We start from the raw sequence: 18,652 nt of genomic DNA, 5'->3' as shown, positions 1-18,652 counted from the left end.
CTGGTGTCCGGACGTGTCATACGCGGGCGGTGTCCTTGCGGAACATCGTCATCGCGCCGATCACGAAGATCGTCGTCCACACCGCGACGTTGACGAGCGCCTCCACCAGCGACGTCCACGAGGTGTCCCCGAGCGGCGACCGCGCCAACGTGGCCACCCCGTACGTGGGGACGAACTTCGCCACAGTCGCGAACCATCCACTCGCCGGGACGAAGAGACCACCGGCGAACGCGAGCACAGCGAGACCGGGTCCGAGAATCTGCATCACGTTCTCCGACGGCAGCAGGTACCCCATGAAGAGGCCGAACGCCGCGAACACGATCGAGGTGATCCAGGCGAGCACGAAGCACTCCACCCATGCCGCGGCGGGAAGAGTCGCGCCTGTCGCCGCACCGACGGCGAAGACGACGGCCACGGACACGAGCCCGAGCGCCATGGCGACGACGACCTTCACCGCGATGTACGCGGTGGGGGTCAGCGGGGTGAGCCGCAGCTGACGGCTCCATCCGAGTCCGCGTTCGATCGAGACCATGGCGCCGCCACTCGTGGTGGCCAGCATCGCGCCGTAGAGGGCCATGCTCACCATGACGTAGCCGGTGACGTTCGCCGATCCTGCCGACTCGGTCTTCAGATCACCCTGCAGCCCGAAGATGAGGAAGAAGATCGGCGGCACGACGAGTGCGAAGACGACGGTGCGGCGGTTCCGCAACATCCGGCGCATCTCGAGTGCGAGGAAGCCGGCGTTGAATCCGCCCCGAGCCGGCAGCGTCCGGACAGTGGTGGTGGTGGTCGAATCGGTGGCGGTCATGCGAGGCTCCCGGTGGTGTCGGTGGTGAGGGTCAGGAACGCGTCCTCGAGAGTGTGGGGAACGATCTCCACCTCGCGAGCTGCGGTGTGTGCGAACAGGTATCGAGCGACTGCATCAGAGTCCGTCGCGTGGACGGTGAGCCGGTCACCGTGGATCTCGACGTCGTCGACGCCGGGAACGGCCAGCAGATCGGCTGCCCGCGCGCCCGGCAGGATCGCCGAGACCCGCCGGCCGGACGCCACGTTCTTGATCTCGGCCGCGGTGCCGTCCGCCACGATGCGCCCGTCGCGCAGCAGCACGATGCGGTCGGCGTAGGCGTCCGCCTCGTCGAGGTAGTGCGTGGCGAACAGGACCGTGCGTCCGTGCGAGGTGTCCTCGCGCATGGCGGCCCAGAACTCACGTCGGCCCTCCACGTCCATGCCCGTGGTCGGCTCGTCGAGCACGATGAGATCGGGATCCGGGAGCAGGGCGAGCGCGAACCGCAACCGCTGCTGCTGACCGCCGGAGCACTTCCCCACCATCCGGCCCCCGATGTCCGCGATGCCTGCGCGTGCCAGGACCTCCGAGACGGGCCGGGTGGACGAGTACAGGGTGCCGATGAGGCGAACGGTCTCCTCGACGGTGATGTCCTTGAGCAGTCCCCCGCTCTGCATCACCGCCGACACGCGGCCCGTCGCGACGGCGTCCTCGGGCGATCCGCCGAAGAGGGCGACGGAGCCCTCGTCGGGTCGACCGAGGCCCAGCATCATGTCGATCGTGGTGGTCTTGCCGGCGCCGTTGGGCCCGAGGAACGCGACGATCTCGCCCGGGTGGACGACGAGTGACAGGTCGTCGACGGCCTGGACACGGGTGTGGCCCGGCCCGGCGAACGACTTCCGCAGATGGTCGAGGTGAATCGCTGGTGTGGTCATGAGAAGAACACTGCTCCGATGCGAGGGACGAACCCTCGTTCGTGCGTCACGACCGCGGCATGACAGTTGTCACGGGTCTCTCGTCCTCGTTCGCACCGTTCGGCCACGCTCCCGGTAGGTTCCCACCATGACCCGGGTCCGAGTGCTCCTGCGTGCCGCCACCACCGCGATCCTGTTCGTCCTCGCCGTGGTCGGTGTGGGCGTGCCCGCCTCCGCCGAGGAACCGTTCCGAGTGCCCGAGCAGGTCACCGATCAGGCCGGCGCACTCGATGCCGGTGAGGTGTCCGAGGTGCAGTCCGCCGTCGACACCCTCTACGACGAGCAGGGCTTCCGGCTCTGGGTGGTCTTCGTCGACGACTTCTCGGGCCAGGCTGCCACCTCGTGGGGTGAGCGCACGGCGTCCACCAGCGACTTCGGGGACCGTGATGTGCTCATGGCGGTCGCGACGCAGGCCCGCTCGTACGTCCTGAACGTTCCCCAGGCGCTGTCGAGCATCTCGGACTCGGAGATCTCCGAACTCGAGCAGGCCTCGATCGAACCGGCGCTGCGCGAGGAGAACTGGGCGGGCGCGGCGACGGCGGCAGCCACCGGCCTGGGCAAGGCGGCGTCGACCACCGGCTCGGGATCGGCAGGTCTCTGGGTCGCCGTCGGCGTGATCCTCGTCCTCGTACTGGGCGCCTTCGCCTTCACTCGGCTGCGCGCACGGCGGCGGCGAGCCGATGCACTGGAGGCCGCCGAGCAGTTGGACGGCAGTGACCCCGCGGCCTTCGCCGCTCTCCCGCTCGACGTCCTGGACGAGCGTTCCCGCGCTCTGCTGGTGGAGACCGACGAGGCGATCCGGGCCAGTGCTGACGAGTTGTCCACTGCCGTCGGCGAACTGGGACAGGCCGCGGCTCGCCCGTTCGTCGAGGCTCTCGACGGCGCCCGCCGCGCGCTCGCGGCCGCGTTCGAGACGAGGCAGCGTCTGGACGACGCGATCCCCGAGTCGCCCGACGAGCGGCGCCAGATGCTCCTGTCGATCATCACCTCGTGCAGTGACGCGGACCGGCACCTCGACGAGAAGGTCGCCGAGTTCGACGAGATCCGGAACCTGTTGATCGACGCGGACTCCCGTCTCGACGCGCTCACGCGCGGGCAGGTGGAGCAGACGGCGCGGCTGGACGCGGCGGCAGCGACCCTGACGAGCCTCGCGGGGCGGTACGACAGCTCCGTCCTCGCGCCGGTGGCGAACAACGTCGACCTGGCGAAGGAACAGCTCGAGCTCGCCGACGCGAGCATCGACGAGGGGCGTGATGCCGCCGCGCAACCGGTGGGTCACCAGGGACCGGTGGTGGCCGCGGTGCGCACCGCGGAGAGTGCGCTGTCGCGCGCCCGATCGCTGCTCGACGCCGTCGAGCACGCCGACGCCGACATCGAGGCCGCGCGCTCCGGGCTCGACGCGGCGATGGCCGACGCGGAAGCCGACATCGCGTCGGCGGACCGCCTCGCCTCGCACGGCGGAGACCGACTCGCCGCGGCACGGGCCGCCGTCGCCGAGGCGTTGGGTCGGGCACGGACCCGCGGCACGCAGGATCCGCTGGGCAGTATGAACGCCCTCGTCGCGGCCGACGCGCAACTCGACTCCGCACTCGCCGTCGCCACACAGAGCAAGGAACAGGACGACCATGCCCGCGCTCGACTGGACCGGGACCTCGCGTCGGCGCAGGCACAGGTGCGTGCCGCGAGCGAGTACATCGGCGCCCGCAGCGGCGCGGTGAAGGTCCAGGCACGCACGCGGCTCGCCGAGGCCGAACGGCACGTCCAAGCCGCCCAGCAGCTGGGTGCCACGGACGCGCCACGCGCTCTGCAGCACGCCGCGGCCGCCCTGTCCCTCGCCGCGCAGGCGTCGCACCTCGCTCAGGCGGACGTCGCCGACTGGGAGGCGACACAGCGTCCTCGGCACAGCGGTGGGTACGGCGGCTCGTCCTCGGCGGGCGGCATCCTCACCGGCGTGCTCATCGACAGCGTGCTGCGCGGCGGCTTCTCCGGGGGCCGCTCGTACGGGAACCGTCGCGGCGGTGGCTACGGCGGATTCGGCGGCGGCCCGCGCTCGTTCGGTGGCTCCGGCAGCTCGGGACGCATCGGACGCTCGTCCGGCGGACGTTTCTGAGCCGGTGACCGCCCGGGTCGCGGCGAGCGCCCTTGCCCTGACGCTCCTCGTCGGCTGCGCACCGCCGCCGCCGGAGGTCCGTGCCCCCGTGAGCGCATCCGCCTACCGGAGCCGCGACGACGACGCGGTGGGCGGACAGCTTCAGGTGACGCTCACCGGCGCGTCGGAGCAGCCGGTCACCGTCCGGTCGGTCGCACTGCGTTCTCCCGGCTTCGAGACGGTCGACGCGACACCTCGCGAGATCACGCTCGACCGCGGTTCCCGCATCGACGTCACCGTGCCGTACGGAACAGCGCTGTGCGATGTCGGAGCGGAACCGGCGACAGCGGTCGTCGAGACGAGTGACGACATCGCGGTCGAGGTGCCGCTCGCGTCGCAGAACGACACCCTGAACCGAATCCACGCCGAAGAATGTGCCGCCGCCGAACTCGCCGACATCGTCGCGGTCACGCTGTCGACGGCGTCCTGCGAACCGCATGTCATCGCGGACGCCAGGAAGCCCTTCGTGTTCCCCGCGTGGATCGCAGTGGGTGACGGTGTGCCGGTCTACACCCGCATCCCGGTACCCGTGTCGGTGCAGCGCCAGTTGGTGGAGTACCAGCAGCACTCCTGTGTCCGCTGACGTGGTGTTTCAGTACTGCGCGCGAACGGGCACTCTGGAGTCACCCACCTAGCATCAGGAGCCCCACCCATGGTCGATGTCACCCGCACCTTCACCGTCACCCGATCACGGGCGGACGTGGCCGCGTACCTGCGCGACTTCGCGAACGCCACCGAATGGGATCCGGGCACCGTGGAGTGCACGCAGTCCACGCCCGGACCGGTCGCCGTCGGCACGGAATGGAACAACACGTCGAAGCTGTACGGCATCTCGACCGAGCTGACCTACCGTCTCGAGGTCGACGAGCCCGGCCACATCGTCCTGAAGGGCACGAACAAGACGGCTACGAGCACCGACGACATCACGCTGAACGAGGCCGGCCCGACCTCCACCGAGATCACCTATCACGCGAACATCGAGTTCAACGGCCTTGCGAAACTGGCCGACCCGCTCGCCGGCATCGCCTTCGAGCGGGTCGGGAAAGAGACCGAGGAGCAGATGACCGCTGCTCTGCAGAAGTAGCGGTCAGCAGCCCAGCAGACGGGTGGCGAGGTAGCCCTCGACCTGATCGAGGGCGATCCGTTCCTGTGCCATGCTGTCGCGCTCGCGGATGGTGACCGCATGGTCGTCCAGCGTGTCGAAGTCGACCGTGATGCAGAACGGGGTGCCGATCTCGTCCTGGCGACGGTAGCGGCGACCGATGGCGCCGGCGTCGTCGAACTCGACGTTCCAGTTCTGTCGCAGAGTCGCCGCAAGGTCCTTGGCCTTGGGCGTCAGGTCGGCGTTGCGGCTCAGCGGGAGCACGGCGGCCTTGACCGGCGCCAGACGACGATCGAGTCGCAGCACCGTCCGCTTGTCCACGCCGCCCTTCGCATTGGGCGCCTCGTCCTCGTGGTACGCGTCGACGAGGAACGCCATGAGCGAACGCGTCAGTCCCGCAGCAGGTTCGATGACGTACGGGGTGTAGCGCTCGTCGTTGGCCTGGTCGTAGAAGCTCAGGTCGGTGCCGGAGTGCTTCGAGTGCGTCGACAGATCGAAGTCGGTGCGGTTGGCGACGCCCTCGAGCTCGCCCCACGCGCTGCCCTGGAACTCGAAGCGGTACTCGATGTCCACGGTGCGCTTGGAGTAGTGCGACAGCTTCTCCTGCGCGTGCTCGTACAGGCGCAGGTTCTCCGGGTCGATGCCCAGATCGGTGTACCACTTCATGCGGTAGTCGATCCAGTACTGGTGCCACTGCTCGTCCTCGCCGGGCTTGACGAAGAACTCCATCTCCATCTGCTCGAACTCGCGGGTGCGGAAGATGAAGTTGCCGGGCGTGATCTCGTTGCGGAAGCTCTTGCCGATCTGGCCGATGCCGAACGGCGGCTTCTTGCGCGACGTGGTGAGCACGTTGGCGAAGTTGACGAAGATGCCCTGCGCCGTCTCGGGGCGGAGGTAGTGCAGGCCTGCCTCGTCGTCGACAGGTCCGAGGAACGTCTTGAGCAGTCCGGAGAACGCGCGCGGCTCCGTCCAGGAACCGGGCTCGCCGGTCTCGGGATCACGGATGTCGGCGAGTCCGTTCTCCGGCGGGTGGCCGTGCTTCTCCTCGTACGCTTCGAGAAGGTGATCGGCGCGGTAGCGCTTGTGGGTGTGGAGCGACTCGACCAGCGGATCGGAGAACGTCTCGACGTGGCCGGACGCTTCCCACACCTCGCGCGGCAGGATGACGGACGAGTCGAGACCCACCGTGTCCTCGCGGCTGGTGATCATGTTGCGCCACCACTGCTTCTTGATGTTGTCCTTCAGCTCCACGCCGAGGGGGCCGTAATCCCAGGCCGACTTGGTTCCGCCGTAGATCTCGCCACACTGATAGACGAGTCCCCGGCGTTTGGCCAGGTTGGCGACGGTATCGATCTTGGACTTCGGTGCCACGGGGCCAGCTCTCCATCTCGGGTGGTCGGTAGTACTGCCGAGCGAGGGGGTGTCCCTCTGCTCGCGACACATCAGACTATCCGGCGACGTCCCGGTGTTCGAGCACCGGTGAGTTGACATGCACGTCCGCGCATATCAGAGTAGATGTCGAAAGTGGTTACTGTTTCCATTAAGCGCCACCCGACAGCGCAGGAGGACCTTCATGAGCATCGACGACACGGTGGTCCCTCCCGCGGCTCCGAGCCCCGTTCCGCTGCCGTCCAAGGACGTGCTGGGCGGCGCAGGCGACCTGCTGCGTGCACTCGCTGCTCCGGTGCGCATCGCGATCGTGCTGCAACTGCGCGAGTCGGAACGGTGCGTGCACGAGCTGGTCGGTGCGCTGGGCGTCACGCAGCCCCTCATCAGCCAGCACCTGCGTGTCCTCAAGGCCGCGGGCGTCGTCCGCGGTGAGCGTGCCGGACGCGAGGTCCTGTACCGCCTGGTGGACGACCACCTCGCCCACATCGTCGTCGACGCCGTCGCCCACGCTCAGGAGGAGAACCACTCGTGACCGCTCCCCGCACCATCGGTGTGCGCTCGACCAAGCAGCGCAGCGCCATCTCCGAACTGCTGGAGACCGTCGACGAGTTCCGGTCGGCGCAGGAGCTGCACGACGAACTGCGCAAGCGTGGCGACGGTATCGGCCTCACCACCGTCTACCGCACCCTGCAGGCCCTCGCGGACGCCGGCACCATCGACGTCCTGCGGACCGATTCCGGTGAGTCCGTCTACCGCCGGTGCTCCGACGGTCACCACCACCATCTGGTGTGCCGCGTCTGCGGCTTCACCGTCGAGGTGGAAGGTGCCGCCGTGGAGCGCTGGACCAAGTCGGTGGCGTCGAAGCACGGTTTCAGCGACGTCAGCCACACCGCCGAGATCTTCGGCACCTGCAGCGAGTGCGCCGCGCGATGAGTCACGGCACCAGGCCGACGCGCGCCTTCTCCACACCCGAGAGCACCAGGACGAGCATCGTCATGAGTGGTTCGTCGTCGAGACCCGACGCCGGGAACGTGTAGCGCATCACGACGTCGGCCTGCGACCCGTGCGTCGTGAGCGAGATCGAGCCGAACTGGGACTCGCTGTTGCGCACCGCCACTCGCGCCCGCAGCGTTCCCGACGACGGACGGTCCCAGGCCAGCACGGCCGTCAGAGCGAGCACCTCGAGTCCCGGACTCAGAGCGACCGCACGCAGCGAGCAGAGTGCGCCCGCGTAGCTGAACCCGAGCGATCCGTCGTCGCCCACGGACACGTCCGCGAACTGTCCGAGTGCCAGCCGGGCACGGTCCTGCAGGGCCGCCACGATGTCCTGCTCCGTCATTTCACACCACCGAATCTGCGGTCACGCGAGGCGTACTCGACGCACGCGGCCCACAGGTCGCGGCGATCGAAATCGGGAAAGAGCTTCTCCTGGAACACCATCTCCGCGTAGGCGGACTGCCAGATCAGGAAATTGGACGTGCGCTGCTCGCCGGACGGCCGCAGGAAGAGGTCCACGTCGGGCATGTCCGGTTCGTCGAGGTACTTCGCGAAGGACGCCTCGGAGATCTTGTCGGGATCGAGCTGTCCGGCTGCTGCGCGACGGGCGATCTCGCGGGCTGCGTCCACGATCTCGGCGCGGCCGCCATAGTTGACGCACATCGTCAGCGTCATGACGGTGTTGTCCTTCGTGAGCTCTTCGGCCGTCTCGAGTTCGTTGATGACGCTGCGCCACAGACGAGGTCGGCGCCCCGCCCAGCGGACGCGCACCCCCATCTCGTGCATCTCGTCGCGGCGGCGGCGGATGACGTCGCGGTTGAAGCCCATGAGGAACTTCACCTCGTCCGGGCTGCGGCGCCAGTTCTCCGTCGAGAACGCGTAGGCGGACAGCCACCGCACGCCGATGTCGATGCATCCGCAGACCGTGTCCATGAGGACGGCCTCGCCGCGCTCGTGACCGGCGGTGCGGGGCAGTCCGCGATCCTGCGCCCAGCGTCCGTTGCCGTCCATGACGAGCGCCACGTGGCGGGGAATCAGCTCCGGCTGCAGGATCGGCGCGCGGGCACCGGACGGGTGCGGATCGGGCGCGCGGACCTCACGCCGGGTGGGCTGCTCGCGTGGACTTCGACGGATCACGGGTCTCATCCTGCCCGACCGGAGTTTCTCCGGCGGGTGCGGACCCGGCGGTCCCGGACCCGCCGCTGCGTTCGACGAACGGGAGGGTGCGGAGTTGCCGTTCGAGATGCCACTGCAGGTGCGCGGCCACCAGACCGCTCGCCTGCACGCGCATCGAGTCGGTCGACGCCTCGGTACCCGCCCAGTCGCCGCTCTGCAGGGCCGACATCAGGTCGAGCACACCCACCGAGGGTGTGCTGGACCCGGCGGGGCGACAGTGGGTGCACACCGCTCCCCCGGCGGAGACGTGGAACGCGCGATGCGGACCGGGCGCAGCGCACGTCACGCACTCGTCCAGCGACGGAGCCCACCCGGCGAAGTTCATCGCCCGCAGCAGGAACGCGTCCAGCACCAGTTCCGAGTCGCGAGCCCCGGAGGCCAGGGTGCGCAGCGCGCCGACGGTCAGGTGATGCAGACGAGGCGCCGGAGCATGCTCCTCACCCGCCAGTCGCTCGGAGGTCTCGAGGACGGCGCACCCGGTGGTGTAGCGGCCGTAGTCGGCGACGATGTCGGACGCGAACGACTCGACGGTCTGTACCTGGGTCACGATGTCGAGGTTGCGACCGGGATACAGCTGCACGTCGATGTAGGCGAACGGCTCGAGCCGGGCGCCGAACTTCGACGTCGTGCGGCGCACGCCCTTCGCCACTGCGCGCACCAGTCCGTGGCGGCGGGTGAGGAGCGTGACGATGCGGTCGGCCTCACCGAGCTTGTGTTGGCGCAGGACGACGGCATGATCGCGATACGACCTCACACTCCACCTCTGCTCGCCGGCACCATGTCATTGTCCCACGCAGGACGACCGGGCGAGGTCAGGGAGCGCCGAGCTCGGCCTGCAGATTCGCCAGCGTCCGCGCGATGTTGCGGCGCTGGAAGGACGAGAAGGAACTGCCCCCGGTGGCCACCTTGTCGAACAACGCGGCCACCGCGTCGGGCCACGGCCGATCGTCCGTCCACGTCTCGGTGACGCGGGTGCCGCCGTCCACGGGTGCGAAGGTGTACTCCCAGCTCGCGTTCCGTGCGCGGACGATCGGCTTGCCGGGTCCGATGACCTCCACCCGGAACGCGAATCGCCGTGCAGGCTCGGCGGCCGTCACCACGCACCGCGTGCTCCACGTCGCCCGGCCGCGCTTGTTGCGGCCGACGAACGTCATGCCCTCGTAGGTACCTCCACGGCGCGGCTCGTCCACCACCGCTCCCGTGTTCTCGGGGCTCCACCGATGCGTCTGTGTCGGGTCGCTGACCAGGGCGTAGACCTCGTCGGGCGATGCCGCGACGTCGACGTGATCGGACACGGTGCGAGTTCTCGTCATGGCCTCACGCTAGGCGACGGGTACGGAATCGTCGGCGCGGGTAGACAGGAGTGGAAGCGCGTCGTCCGACCGGTCGTGTCGGCGCCGCGCACTACCCTCGACCAGAGGGGCACGCGCGACATGAAGGAGTGACGGATCGATGACACGCACACACGACTCTCGGGACTACGACGAGGCCGACCTGTCGATCGAGAAGCCGAAGACGCATGCCGCCGGTCCGACCGCCGTCGCCGTCTCGATGAAGCGCTCGCTCGAGCGCATGGGCCCGGTGCGGACCGCACGGACCCTGCTCGACCTGAACCAGGCCGAGGGCTTCGACTGCATGAGCTGCGCGTGGCCCGATCCGGATCCGGGTCACCGTCACGCCGCGGAGTTCTGCGAGAACGGCGCGAAGGCCGTCGCCGAGGAAGCCGACAAGCGCCGCGCCACCCCGGAGTTCTTCGCGCGCCACAGCATCGCCGACCTCGACTCGCACAGTGAGCACTGGCTCGGTCAGCAGGGACGAATCACGCACCCGATGGTCAAGCGGTCGGGCGGCACCCACTACGAGGCGATCGGGTGGGACGAGGCTTTCGACCTCATCGGCGAGGAGCTGCGCTCGCTGCACCCGAACGAGGCCACGTTCTACACGTCGGGCCGCGCGTCGAACGAGTCCGCGTTCGTGTACCAGCTCTTCGTTCGCGCATACGGCACCAACAACCTGCCGGACTGTTCCAACATGTGTCACGAGTCCACGTCGTTCGCCCTGCAGGAGTCGATGGGCATCGGCAAGGCCAGCGTCGTGCTCGACGACGTGTACGGCGCGGACCTCATCATCCTGGCCGGACAGAACCCGGGCACCAACCACCCGCGCATGCTGTCCGCGCTGGAGAAGGCCAAGCAGAACGGCGCCAAGATTCTGGCGATCAACCCGTTGCGCGAGGCCGGCCTCATCAACTTCAAGAATCCGCAGACCCCGCGCGGCATGGTGGGACCCGGCACCGATCTCGAGGACATGCACCTGCCGATCCGCATCAACGGCGACCTGGCGCTCTTCCAGGCCATCGGCAAGCTGCTGGTCGAGTGGGACGCCCTCGATCACGAGTTCATCGAGAAGTACACCAACAACTTCGATCTGTGGAAGCAGCACGTCTCGGCGGTCGACTGGGACGAGGTGGAGACGGTCACCGGTCTCTCCCGAGCCCAGATCACAGACGCAGCGAAGCTCCTGCGCGACTCGAAGGCCACCGTCTTCTGCTGGGCCATGGGCATCACGCAGCACCGCAACGCCGTGAACACCGTCAAGGAGATCACCAACCTCGCGTTCGCTCAGGGCAACATCGGCAAGCCGAACGCGGGTGTGCTGCCCGTGCGCGGTCACTCGAACGTTCAGGGCGACCGCACCATGGGCATCTGGGAGCGGGTACCGAAGCACTTCCTCGACGCACTCGAGAGCGAGTTCGGCTTCGATCCGCCCCGCGAGAACGGTCTCGACACGATCGACTCGATCCGCGGGATGCGCGACGGCAAGGTGAAGTTCTTCCTCGGTCTAGGCGGCAACTTCGCCCAGGCCACGCCGGACAGCACCGTCACCTTCGATGCCATGCGCAAGACGAACATGACGGTGCACATCTCGACGAAGATCAACCGCTCGCACCTCGTCACCGGGGACGTGGCGCTGATCCTGCCGACCAAGGGCCGCACCGAGAAGGACATCCAGGCCAGCGGGCCGCAGTGGATCAGCGTCGAGGACTCGACGTGCTCGGTGCACTCCTCCCGCGGTCCGCTCGATCCGCCGAGCCGGCACGTCAAGTCCGAGGTCGAGATCATCACGCAGATCGCGGAGGCCACGATCGGCGACCGCTACGGTCTCGACTGGAAGGGCATGCGCGACGACTACCGCACCATCCGTCAGCACATCTCGCGGGTGGTTCCGGGATGCGAGGGCTACGAGGTCAACGCTCGGCGCCCCGGAGGCTTCGTCCTCCCCCACCCGCCGCGGGACTCGCGGACCTTCCAGACGGAGTCCGGCCTCGCCGAGTTCTTCGTCTCGCCCATCGAGGCTCTGCAGGTGCCGCCGAAACATCTTCTGCTGCAGACGTTCCGGAGCCATGATCAGTTCAACACCACGATCTACGGACTCAGCGACCGGTACCGGGGAATCGAGGGCGGCCGCCGCGTCGTGTTCGTCAACCGCGGCGACATCGCGGAACTCGGCATGAAGGACGGCGACTTCGTCGACATCACCACCAAGTGGGACGACGACGACGTGGTGCGCGTCGCCGAGAACTTCCGGATCGTCGAGTACCAGACGCCCAAGGGGTCCGCGGCCGCCTACTACCCGGAGACCAACCCGCTGGTTCCGTTGGACTCGTCGGCGACCGACAGCAACTGCCCCACGTCGAAGTCGATCGTCGTCTCGTTGAGTCCGGCCAGGGCCGGCAGCCCGGGAGTGGGGCACGGCGGCCAGGACGCCATGCGCTCCGACGAGCACCACAAGACCCAGACGGAGCCTGAGCACCTCTCCTGAACCTGGACCCGGCTACCGTGTCGCGACGATTCGATCGCGGCACGGTAGCGCGGGGTCAGAAGCCCAGCTTGCCCATCTGCTTGGGATCGCGCTGCCAGTCCTTGGCCACCTTGACGCGGAGGTCGAGGTAGATGCGGGTACCGAGCAGCTTCTCGATCTGACCGCGAGCCGCGGTGCCCACGTCGCGCAGTCGAGCCCCACCCTTGCCGATGACGATCGCCTTCTGCGACTGACGTTCGACGTAGAGAATGGCGTGCACGTCCAGCATCGTGTCCGACCCCTCGCGGGGCCCGACCTCCTCGATGACCACGGCGAGGGAGTGCGGGAGCTCGTCGTGCACTCCCTCGAGCGCTGCCTCCCGGATCAACTCGGCCATGAGGGTCTCCTCCGGCTCGTCCGTCAGCTCACCGTCGGGGTAGAACGCAGGCCCGGGCGGCAGCACCTTCGCGAAGACGTCGACGACGACCTCCACCTGCTCGCCGGACGCGGCGGACACGGGGACCACCTCGCAGTCGGGACCGAGCAGGTTGGAGACGGCGATCAGCTGCTCCATGACGCGCTGCTTGGAGACCTTGTCGATCTTGGTCACCAGACCGACCAGCGCTGTCCTGCCCGCGTTGTGGCGGACCTGCTCCAGGATCCAGCGATCGCCGGGACCGATCTTCTCGTCCGCCGGGATGCAGAGACCGATGGCGTCGACCTCCGAGTAGGTGTCGCGCACCAGGTCGTTGAGACGCTGCCCGAGCAGGGTCCTCGGCCGGTGCAGGCCCGGGGTGTCCACGAGGATCAGCTGCGCGTGGTCCCGGTGCACGATGCCCCGAATGGTGTGGCGTGTGGTCTGGGGCCGGGAGGACGTGATGGCGATCTTGGCCCCCACCAGGGCATTCGTCAGGGTGGACTTGCCGGTGTTGGGCCGTCCGACGAAGCACACGAACCCGGAGTGGAAATCGTCAGTCTCGGTCATGGTCGATCTCGTCTCTCTCGTCCGACGACTCGGAGTCCTCGTCGTCGGCGTCCGGTTCGGGAAGCTTCTCGGCGGTCACGGTGCTCACACGCACTCGTCCGCGCGCATCGGAGCCGCCCTCGGCCACCAGGATCAACCCGTGTGCCTCGACACGGGCGCCCGGCAGCGGGACGCGCCCGATCTCGTAGGACAGCAGGCCGCCGACGGTGTCCACCTCGTCGTTGTCGATCTCGATGTCGAACAGTTCGCCGAGATCCTCGAGAGGGAGCCGGGACGACACCCGGAAGCGGCCGTCCTCGAGTTCCTCGATCGGGGCCACCTCGTCGGTGTCGTACTCGTCCGCGATCTCGCCGACGATCTCCTCGAGCACGTCCTCGATGGTGACGAGGCCGGCGACACCGCCGTACTCGTCCACCAGGACGGCCATGTGCTTGCGGTCCCTCTGCATCTCGGCCAGCAGGCTGTCCAGCGGCTTGGAGTCCGGGACGAACACCGCGGGACGCATGACCTCGTCGACACGCACGCTGCGGCCACCGTCGGACGACGTGTACGTCTGTTGCACGAGGTCCTTGAGATAGACGACGCCGAGGATGTCGTCGACGTTCTCGCCGATCACCGGGATCCGCGAATGCCCGCTCCGCACGGCGAGGGTGGTCGCCTGTCCGGCGGACTTGTCACGCTCGATCCACACCATCTCGGTGCGCGGCACCATCACCTCGCGTGCGGAGGTGTCGCCGAGCTCGAACACGGACTGGATCATGCGGCGCTCGTCGTCGGCGACCACGCCGCGCTCCTGCGCCATGTCGACGAGTTCCCGCAGTTCGATCTCGGAGGCGAAGGGACCGTTGCGGAAGCCGCGGCCGGGCGTGATCGCATTGCCGACGAGAATGAGCAACCGGCTCACCGGGCCCAGCAGGATGCCGATGGCGCGCAGCGGGTAGGACGACCCCAGCGAGATGGAGTACGCGTGCTGGCGGCCGAGTGTGCGGGGCCCCACGCCGATGACGACGTAGTCGACCACCACCATGACGCCGGCGGCGATGGCCAGCGCCTGCGCCGGCGCGAGCAGGTCCAGCAACGCTCCGGCGAGCAGAACCGTGGACCCGATCTCGCACAGGATGCGCAGCAGCACCATCAGATTGACGTACCGCGGACGGTCCTCGAGGATGCGGAGCAGTTCGCTCGCCCCGCCCCGAGATTCCTTCACCATCTCCTCGACGCGTGCTGAGGAGACGGTGTTGACGGCGGAGTCGATGGCAGCGAAGAGGCCACCGAGAGGGACGAGGACAACCGCGAGCACGATCAGTGCCGGAGCGCTGGTCACCGGGTCGACTCACCACCGGCATCGGTCCGGGGATTCGCGAAGCCGGTGCTGCCCAACAGTTTCGCGTCCCGCGCAGCCGACAGAGCGTCGCGCTCGGCCTGGCGCAGACTCTCGTACCAGTCCTCGAGGATGCTGTTCTGCAGGCCGAACATCTCCTTCTCCTCGTCCGGCTCCGCGTGGTCGTAGCCGAGGAGGTGCAGCACACCGTGCACGGTGAGGAGTGCGAGTTCGTGCTCGAGCGGGTGCCCGGCCTTCTCGGCCTGGTCCGCCGCGAACGACGGGCACAGCACGATGTCTCCGAGCATCGACGGACCCGGGTCCGGTGAGTCCGGGCGACCGCCCGGCTCGAGCTCGTCCATCGGGAACGACATCACGTCGGTGGGACCCGGCAGGTCCATCCAGCGCATGTGGAGATCGGCCATGGTGGCGGAGTCGACGAGGACCATGGACAGCTCGGCTGCCGGGTGCACGTCCATCTGCGCGATGGCGTAGCGCGCGACCGCGATCAGATCCTCTTCTCCGACGTCCATCCCGGATTCGTTGGAGACCTCGATGCTCATGCGAACACCGTACTAGTGCGCGGCGACGCCCCCGTGCCCGTGCACGCCCACATCAGTGGTGCGCGGCGCGGGGACCGCCACTGCGACGCGCAGCGCGGTTGGCGGACTTGGCGTCCGCGGCGTCGAAACGGTCGTAGGCGTCGACGATGTCGGAGACCAGTCGGTGCCGGACCACGTCGCTGCTGTCGAGCTTGGCGAAGTGGATGTCGTCGATGTCCACCAGGATCTCGGTGGCGGCACGCAGTCCCGAACGCGATCCCCCGGGGAGATCCACCTGGGTGATGTCACCGGTGACGACGATCTTCGAGTTGAAGCCGAGGCGGGTCAGGAACATCTTCATCTGCTCGGCCGTGGTGTTCTGCGCCTCGTCGAGGATGATGAACGCGTCGTTCAGCGTGCGGCCACGCATGTAGGCCAGCGGTGCGACCTCGATGATGCCCGCCTGCATGAGCTTCGGGATGGCTTCGACGTCCATCATGTCGTGCAACGCGTCGTGGAGCGGACGCAGGTACGGATCGATCTTGTCGTGCAGTGTGCCGGGGAGGAACCCGAGTCGCTCCCCCGCCTCGACGGCCGGGCGCGTGAGGATGATGCGGCTGACCTGCTTCGCCTGCAGAGCCTGCACCGCCTTGGCCATGGCCAGGTAGGTCTTGCCCGTTCCGGCGGGACCCACGCCGAACACGATGGTGTTGGCGTCGATCGCGTCGACGTAGCGCTTCTGGTTCAGCGTCTTGGGCCGGATGGTCTTGCCTCGTCGGGACAGGATGTCCAGGCTCAGGACCTCGGCGGGAGACTCGCTCACGCCGCGGCTGAGCATCGCGACGGTGCGCCGCACCGCGTCCGGAGTGACCGGTCCGCCGGCGACCACGACGGCGGCGAGCTCGGTGAGCACCCGCTTGCCGACGGCGATGTCGGACGGTGCCCCCTCGAACGTGACGACGTTGCCGCGTACGTGGATCTCGGCGGAGAGCACCTGCTCGAGCGCCCGGAGGTTACCGTCGGCGGACCCGAGCAGAGGGAACATCACGGCGGGGTCGAGTTCGATGGACTCGGTCACACGCGCCTCGGTCAGAACCGGGCGTGAGGACTGCCGCTTCTGCGCGCGGGACGCACGAGTGGTGTCCTGCGCATCGTCACCTCTGGTGCCGACGAAAGGGATGTTGTCACTCACGTGGTGGCTATGGCCTTCTCTCGGGTTTCGATACTCGGTTCGCCGCGACGGGAACCTCTCACCACTTTAACGTCTCCCCCGAGAAGCGCATTCCAGTATGTCGCGCGCAACCCTCGTAGCTGCCCCTTCCCGCACACGGGCCGGGCGGCGCCAGGTGCTCCGGTTGCAACAACCTGCTCCGGTCGCGACAGGAGCGGGTTGCGGAAACCGGAGCACGTGCACCAGCGGCCCGCGCCGCAGATCAAGCAGGGGGCGCGCCGTCCCAGCGATCGGTCAGGACGCCGAGCGCGCCCAACGCCACGGCCGCCGCGGTCGATGTCCGCAGGACGGTCGGCCCCAGGAGCGCGGGCGTCGCGCCGGCACCGACGAGCATGTCGATCTCCGTGTCGTCGAGCCCGCCCTCGGGTCCGACGACGAGCACCACCTCGGGTGCGCCGCGGAACGGGAGGTCCGCGAAGGCCCCGGGCGCAGCCTCGTGCAGCGCGACCACGATGCCCCCACGTGCGACGACGCCCTCGACCAGGCTGCGCACCATCCGAGTGTCGTGCAGGTCGGCGACGTCGGGAACGAAGGCACGCCGCGCCTGCTTGGCGGCCGCGGAGGCAGCGTTCCGCCACTTCGCGACACCTTTGACGGCCTTCGGGCCGTCCCATCGCGACACGCAGCGCAGCGACTGCCACGGCACGATCGCGTCCGCACCCGCCTCGGTCGCCGTCTCGACGGCCAGTTCCGAGCGCTCCGACTTCGGGAGCGCCTGGATCACGGTCACCGTGGGCCGGGGCGGCTCCGCGGTGGTGACGGAGAGCACCGTGAACGAGAGCCGGGCCTTCTCGACGCCGGTGACCTCGACGGCCGCGAGCGAGCCGCGGCCGTCCGACAGCACCAGCCGCTCACCGACGGTCGTCCGGCGCACCGTGGCCGCGTGCCGACCTTCGGCCCCGTCCAACGCGCCCGACTCCCCCGGAGACGGCAGCGGATCGAGGAAGTAGACGGTCGCCGCCACCAGTGGTCCCCCGCCCGATCAGCGACTGAAGGCGTCGCGCAGACGGGAGAACAGTCCCCCGGTGTGCTGCGATGCGGTGGTGACCACCTCGGCGTTGTCGCGTTCGCGGTGAGTGCGCAGTTGCTGCAGCAACTTGGTCTCCGTGGAGTCCAGGCGGGCCGGGACGACCACCTCGAGGTGCGCGTGCAGATCGCCGCGGACACCGCTGCGCAGCTTGGGCATGCCGTGACCGCGCAGGACCTGCACCGAGCCGGGCTGCGTGCCGGGGTCGACGGTGATCGTCGTGGGACCGTCGAGAATCGCGTCGACGCTGACGGACGTGCCCAGGGCGGCGTCCGCCATCGGCACGCGGATGGTGCAGTGCAGATCGTCGCCGTCGCGGACGAACACGTCGTGCGACTTCTCGACCACCTCGGCGTACACGTCACCGGCGGGACCGCCGCCGGGGCCGACCTCGCCCTGCGCCGCGAGGCGGATGCGCATCCCGCTGCCGACACCGGCCGGCACCTTCACGGCCAGTTCGCGGCGGGCACGCACGCGCCCGTCGCCGCCACACTTGCGGCAGGGATCGGGGATCGTCTCGCCCGCGCCGCAGCAGGTGGGGCACGGACGCGCCGTCATGACCTGTCCGAGGAACGACCGCTGGACCGACTGGACCTCGCCGGCACCGTTGCACGTCTCACAGCGGACCGGCGTCGAGTCGCCGTTGGTCCCGGAACCGGTGCACACGTCGCACAGCACGGCCGTCTCGACGGCGATGTGCTTGGTGACGCCGGTGGCGCACTCCTCCAGCGTCAGCGTGGTGCGCAGCAGCGAGTCCGAGCCGGGCTGGACGCGACCGCGGGGTCCGCGGGTGCCGCCGCCGTTGCCGCCGAAGAACGCCTCGAACACGTCGCCCAGTCCGCCGCCGAAGCCGGCACCGCCGAAGCCGCCTGCTCCGCCTCCGCCGCCACTCTCGAGCGGATCGCCACCGAGATCGACGATGCGTCGCTTCTCGGGATCGGACAGCACCTCGTACGCGGAGCTGATGTCCTTGAAGCGGGCCTGGGCCGACTCGTCGGGGTTGACGTCGGGGTGGAACTCACGCGCGAGTTTGCGATACGCGCGCTTGATCTCCTGGTCCGACGCCTTGTTGTCGACGCCCAGAGTTCCGTAATAGTCGCGTGCCACGTGTGTACTCATATCCTCTTGGTGGAAGGTGGGTCGGGAAAAGTTCGGGTGGGGCAGGTGAGTGCACC

At 68.6% G+C, this 18,652-nt stretch carries 19 protein-coding genes; 6 read left to right on the top strand and 13 right to left on the bottom strand.

The features are described 5' to 3' along the window. Nucleotides 1-16: 16 nt before the first annotated feature. Nucleotides 17-808 (bottom strand): ABC transporter permease, encoded by a 792-nt coding sequence (locus OHB23_RS11575; RefSeq protein ID WP_056445772.1) that lies wholly within the window; start codon nt 806-808, stop codon nt 17-19. Continuing rightward, nucleotides 805-1,719 (bottom strand): ABC transporter ATP-binding protein, encoded by a 915-nt coding sequence (locus OHB23_RS11570; RefSeq protein ID WP_056445775.1) that lies wholly within the window; start codon nt 1,717-1,719, stop codon nt 805-807. Before OHB23_RS11570 ends, OHB23_RS11575 begins: the two co-directional genes overlap by 4 nt. A 127-nt stretch (nt 1,720-1,846) precedes the next feature. Here OHB23_RS11570 and OHB23_RS11565 point away from each other — a divergent pair, with 127 nt between their 5' ends. The 3 genes from OHB23_RS11565 (at nt 1,847) to OHB23_RS11555 (ending at nt 4,991) form a co-directional block, all read left to right on the top strand. Further along, complete coding sequence (locus OHB23_RS11565; protein ID WP_222630414.1) at nt 1,847-3,868, top strand: TPM domain-containing protein; 2,022 nt, start codon at nt 1,847-1,849, stop codon at nt 3,866-3,868. An 88-nt stretch (nt 3,869-3,956) separates the two neighbouring features. Next, the gene (locus OHB23_RS11560; RefSeq protein ID WP_328809571.1) at nt 3,957-4,490 is read left to right on the top strand and encodes a hypothetical protein; all 534 of its coding nucleotides are present in this window, start codon (nt 3,957-3,959) and stop codon (nt 4,488-4,490) included. 69 nt (nt 4,491-4,559) lie between these two features. Next, nucleotides 4,560-4,991 (top strand): SRPBCC family protein, encoded by a 432-nt coding sequence (locus tag OHB23_RS11555; protein WP_027505731.1) that lies wholly within the window; start codon nt 4,560-4,562, stop codon nt 4,989-4,991. 3 nt (nt 4,992-4,994) lie between these two features. Here the strand turns inward: OHB23_RS11555 and OHB23_RS11550 are convergent, their stop codons facing one another. Continuing rightward, the gene (locus OHB23_RS11550) at nt 4,995-6,380 is read right to left on the bottom strand and encodes a glycine--tRNA ligase (RefSeq protein ID WP_027505730.1); all 1,386 of its coding nucleotides are present in this window, start codon (nt 6,378-6,380) and stop codon (nt 4,995-4,997) included. A 202-nt stretch (nt 6,381-6,582) separates the two neighbouring features. Here OHB23_RS11550 and OHB23_RS11545 point away from each other — a divergent pair, with 202 nt between their 5' ends. Further along, nucleotides 6,583-6,930 (top strand): ArsR/SmtB family transcription factor, encoded by a 348-nt coding sequence (locus OHB23_RS11545; RefSeq protein ID WP_027505729.1) that lies wholly within the window; start codon nt 6,583-6,585, stop codon nt 6,928-6,930. Then, nucleotides 6,927-7,331, top strand: coding sequence for a Fur family transcriptional regulator (locus tag OHB23_RS11540; RefSeq protein WP_328809570.1), 405 nt, complete (start codon nt 6,927-6,929; stop codon nt 7,329-7,331). The genes OHB23_RS11545 and OHB23_RS11540 overlap by 4 nt, the downstream gene beginning before the upstream one ends. Before the next feature lies 1 nt (nt 7,332). On the opposite strand, the gene OHB23_RS11535 is transcribed toward OHB23_RS11540, so the two are convergent. From OHB23_RS11535 to OHB23_RS11520, 4 genes are read right to left on the bottom strand one after another with little or no spacing between them, the layout of a single operon-like run. Further along, the gene (locus OHB23_RS11535; RefSeq protein WP_027505727.1) at nt 7,333-7,737 is read right to left on the bottom strand and encodes a hypothetical protein; all 405 of its coding nucleotides are present in this window, start codon (nt 7,735-7,737) and stop codon (nt 7,333-7,335) included. Beyond that, a complete protein-coding gene (locus OHB23_RS11530) occupies nt 7,734-8,540 on the bottom strand; it encodes an isoprenyl transferase (RefSeq protein WP_027505726.1) in 807 nt (268 codons plus the stop codon). Before OHB23_RS11530 ends, OHB23_RS11535 begins: the two co-directional genes overlap by 4 nt. Further along, nucleotides 8,491-9,324, bottom strand: a complete 834-nt coding sequence (gene recO, locus OHB23_RS11525) for a DNA repair protein RecO (protein ID WP_442972980.1) — start codon at nt 9,322-9,324, stop codon at nt 8,491-8,493. Before recO ends, OHB23_RS11530 begins: the two co-directional genes overlap by 50 nt. Before the next feature lie 58 nt (nt 9,325-9,382). Further along, on the bottom strand, nt 9,383-9,883 hold the full coding sequence (locus OHB23_RS11520; protein ID WP_328809569.1) for an SRPBCC family protein: 501 nt from the start codon (nt 9,881-9,883) through the stop codon (nt 9,383-9,385). A 139-nt stretch (nt 9,884-10,022) separates the two neighbouring features. On the opposite strand from OHB23_RS11520, the gene OHB23_RS11515 reads away from it, so the two are divergent. After that, nucleotides 10,023-12,392 carry an FdhF/YdeP family oxidoreductase gene (locus tag OHB23_RS11515; protein ID WP_328809568.1) on the top strand — a complete coding sequence of 790 codons (2,370 nt, stop codon included), beginning with the start codon at nt 10,023-10,025 and terminating at the stop codon, nt 12,390-12,392. A 55-nt stretch (nt 12,393-12,447) separates the two neighbouring features. Here OHB23_RS11515 and era read toward each other — a convergent pair whose 3' ends face one another. The 6 genes from era to dnaJ all read right to left on the bottom strand — a co-directional run bounded on the left by era (nt 12,448) and on the right by dnaJ (nt 18,584). Next, nucleotides 12,448-13,356: a GTPase Era gene (gene era, locus OHB23_RS11510; protein ID WP_027505722.1), complete on the bottom strand. Its 909-nt coding sequence runs from the start codon at nt 13,354-13,356 to the stop codon at nt 12,448-12,450. Next, nucleotides 13,343-14,680: a hemolysin family protein gene (locus tag OHB23_RS11505; protein ID WP_056445784.1), complete on the bottom strand. Its 1,338-nt coding sequence runs from the start codon at nt 14,678-14,680 to the stop codon at nt 13,343-13,345. Before OHB23_RS11505 ends, era begins: the two co-directional genes overlap by 14 nt. Continuing rightward, the gene (gene ybeY / locus OHB23_RS11500) at nt 14,677-15,240 is read right to left on the bottom strand and encodes an rRNA maturation RNase YbeY (protein WP_027505720.1); all 564 of its coding nucleotides are present in this window, start codon (nt 15,238-15,240) and stop codon (nt 14,677-14,679) included. Before ybeY ends, OHB23_RS11505 begins: the two co-directional genes overlap by 4 nt. A 52-nt stretch (nt 15,241-15,292) precedes the next feature. Beyond that, a complete protein-coding gene (locus OHB23_RS11495; RefSeq protein WP_056446329.1) occupies nt 15,293-16,312 on the bottom strand; it encodes a PhoH family protein in 1,020 nt (339 codons plus the stop codon). A 340-nt stretch (nt 16,313-16,652) separates the two neighbouring features. Continuing rightward, complete coding sequence (locus tag OHB23_RS11490; protein ID WP_027505718.1) at nt 16,653-17,414, bottom strand: 16S rRNA (uracil(1498)-N(3))-methyltransferase; 762 nt, start codon at nt 17,412-17,414, stop codon at nt 16,653-16,655. Between the two features lie 18 nt (nt 17,415-17,432). After that, nucleotides 17,433-18,584 carry a molecular chaperone DnaJ gene (gene dnaJ, locus OHB23_RS11485; RefSeq protein ID WP_328811630.1) on the bottom strand — a complete coding sequence of 384 codons (1,152 nt, stop codon included), beginning with the start codon at nt 18,582-18,584 and terminating at the stop codon, nt 17,433-17,435. Nucleotides 18,585-18,652: the final 68 nt, after the last annotated feature.

The organism is Rhodococcus sp. NBC_00294 (assembly GCF_036163995.1).
Classification (GTDB): Bacteria; Actinomycetota; Actinomycetes; order Mycobacteriales; family Mycobacteriaceae; genus Rhodococcoides.
The sequence above is the reverse complement of the archived record's forward strand: the minus strand, read 5'-3'. Positions and strand labels throughout refer to the sequence as shown.

What these genes read in the sequence shown, in the direction of transcription:
- OHB23_RS11575 (WP_056445772.1), bottom strand. Translation starts at nt 808, where the DNA reads ATGACCGCCACCGATTCGACCACCACCACCACTGTCCGGACGCTGCCG.
- OHB23_RS11535 (WP_027505727.1), bottom strand. Translation starts at nt 7,737, where the DNA reads ATGACGGAGCAGGACATCGTGGCGGCCCTGCAGGACCGTGCCCGGCTG.
- OHB23_RS11555 (WP_027505731.1), top strand. Translation starts at nt 4,560, where the DNA reads ATGGTCGATGTCACCCGCACCTTCACCGTCACCCGATCACGGGCGGAC.
- ybeY (WP_027505720.1), bottom strand. Translation starts at nt 15,240, where the DNA reads ATGAGCATCGAGGTCTCCAACGAATCCGGGATGGACGTCGGAGAAGAG.
- OHB23_RS11565 (WP_222630414.1), top strand. Translation starts at nt 1,847, where the DNA reads ATGACCCGGGTCCGAGTGCTCCTGCGTGCCGCCACCACCGCGATCCTG.
- OHB23_RS11515 (WP_328809568.1), top strand. Translation starts at nt 10,023, where the DNA reads ATGACACGCACACACGACTCTCGGGACTACGACGAGGCCGACCTGTCG.
- OHB23_RS11530 (WP_027505726.1), bottom strand. Translation starts at nt 8,540, where the DNA reads ATGAGACCCGTGATCCGTCGAAGTCCACGCGAGCAGCCCACCCGGCGT.
- OHB23_RS11545 (WP_027505729.1), top strand. Translation starts at nt 6,583, where the DNA reads ATGAGCATCGACGACACGGTGGTCCCTCCCGCGGCTCCGAGCCCCGTT.
- OHB23_RS11570 (WP_056445775.1), bottom strand. Translation starts at nt 1,719, where the DNA reads ATGACCACACCAGCGATTCACCTCGACCATCTGCGGAAGTCGTTCGCC.
- era (WP_027505722.1), bottom strand. Translation starts at nt 13,356, where the DNA reads ATGACCGAGACTGACGATTTCCACTCCGGGTTCGTGTGCTTCGTCGGA.
- OHB23_RS11520 (WP_328809569.1), bottom strand. Translation starts at nt 9,883, where the DNA reads ATGACGAGAACTCGCACCGTGTCCGATCACGTCGACGTCGCGGCATCG.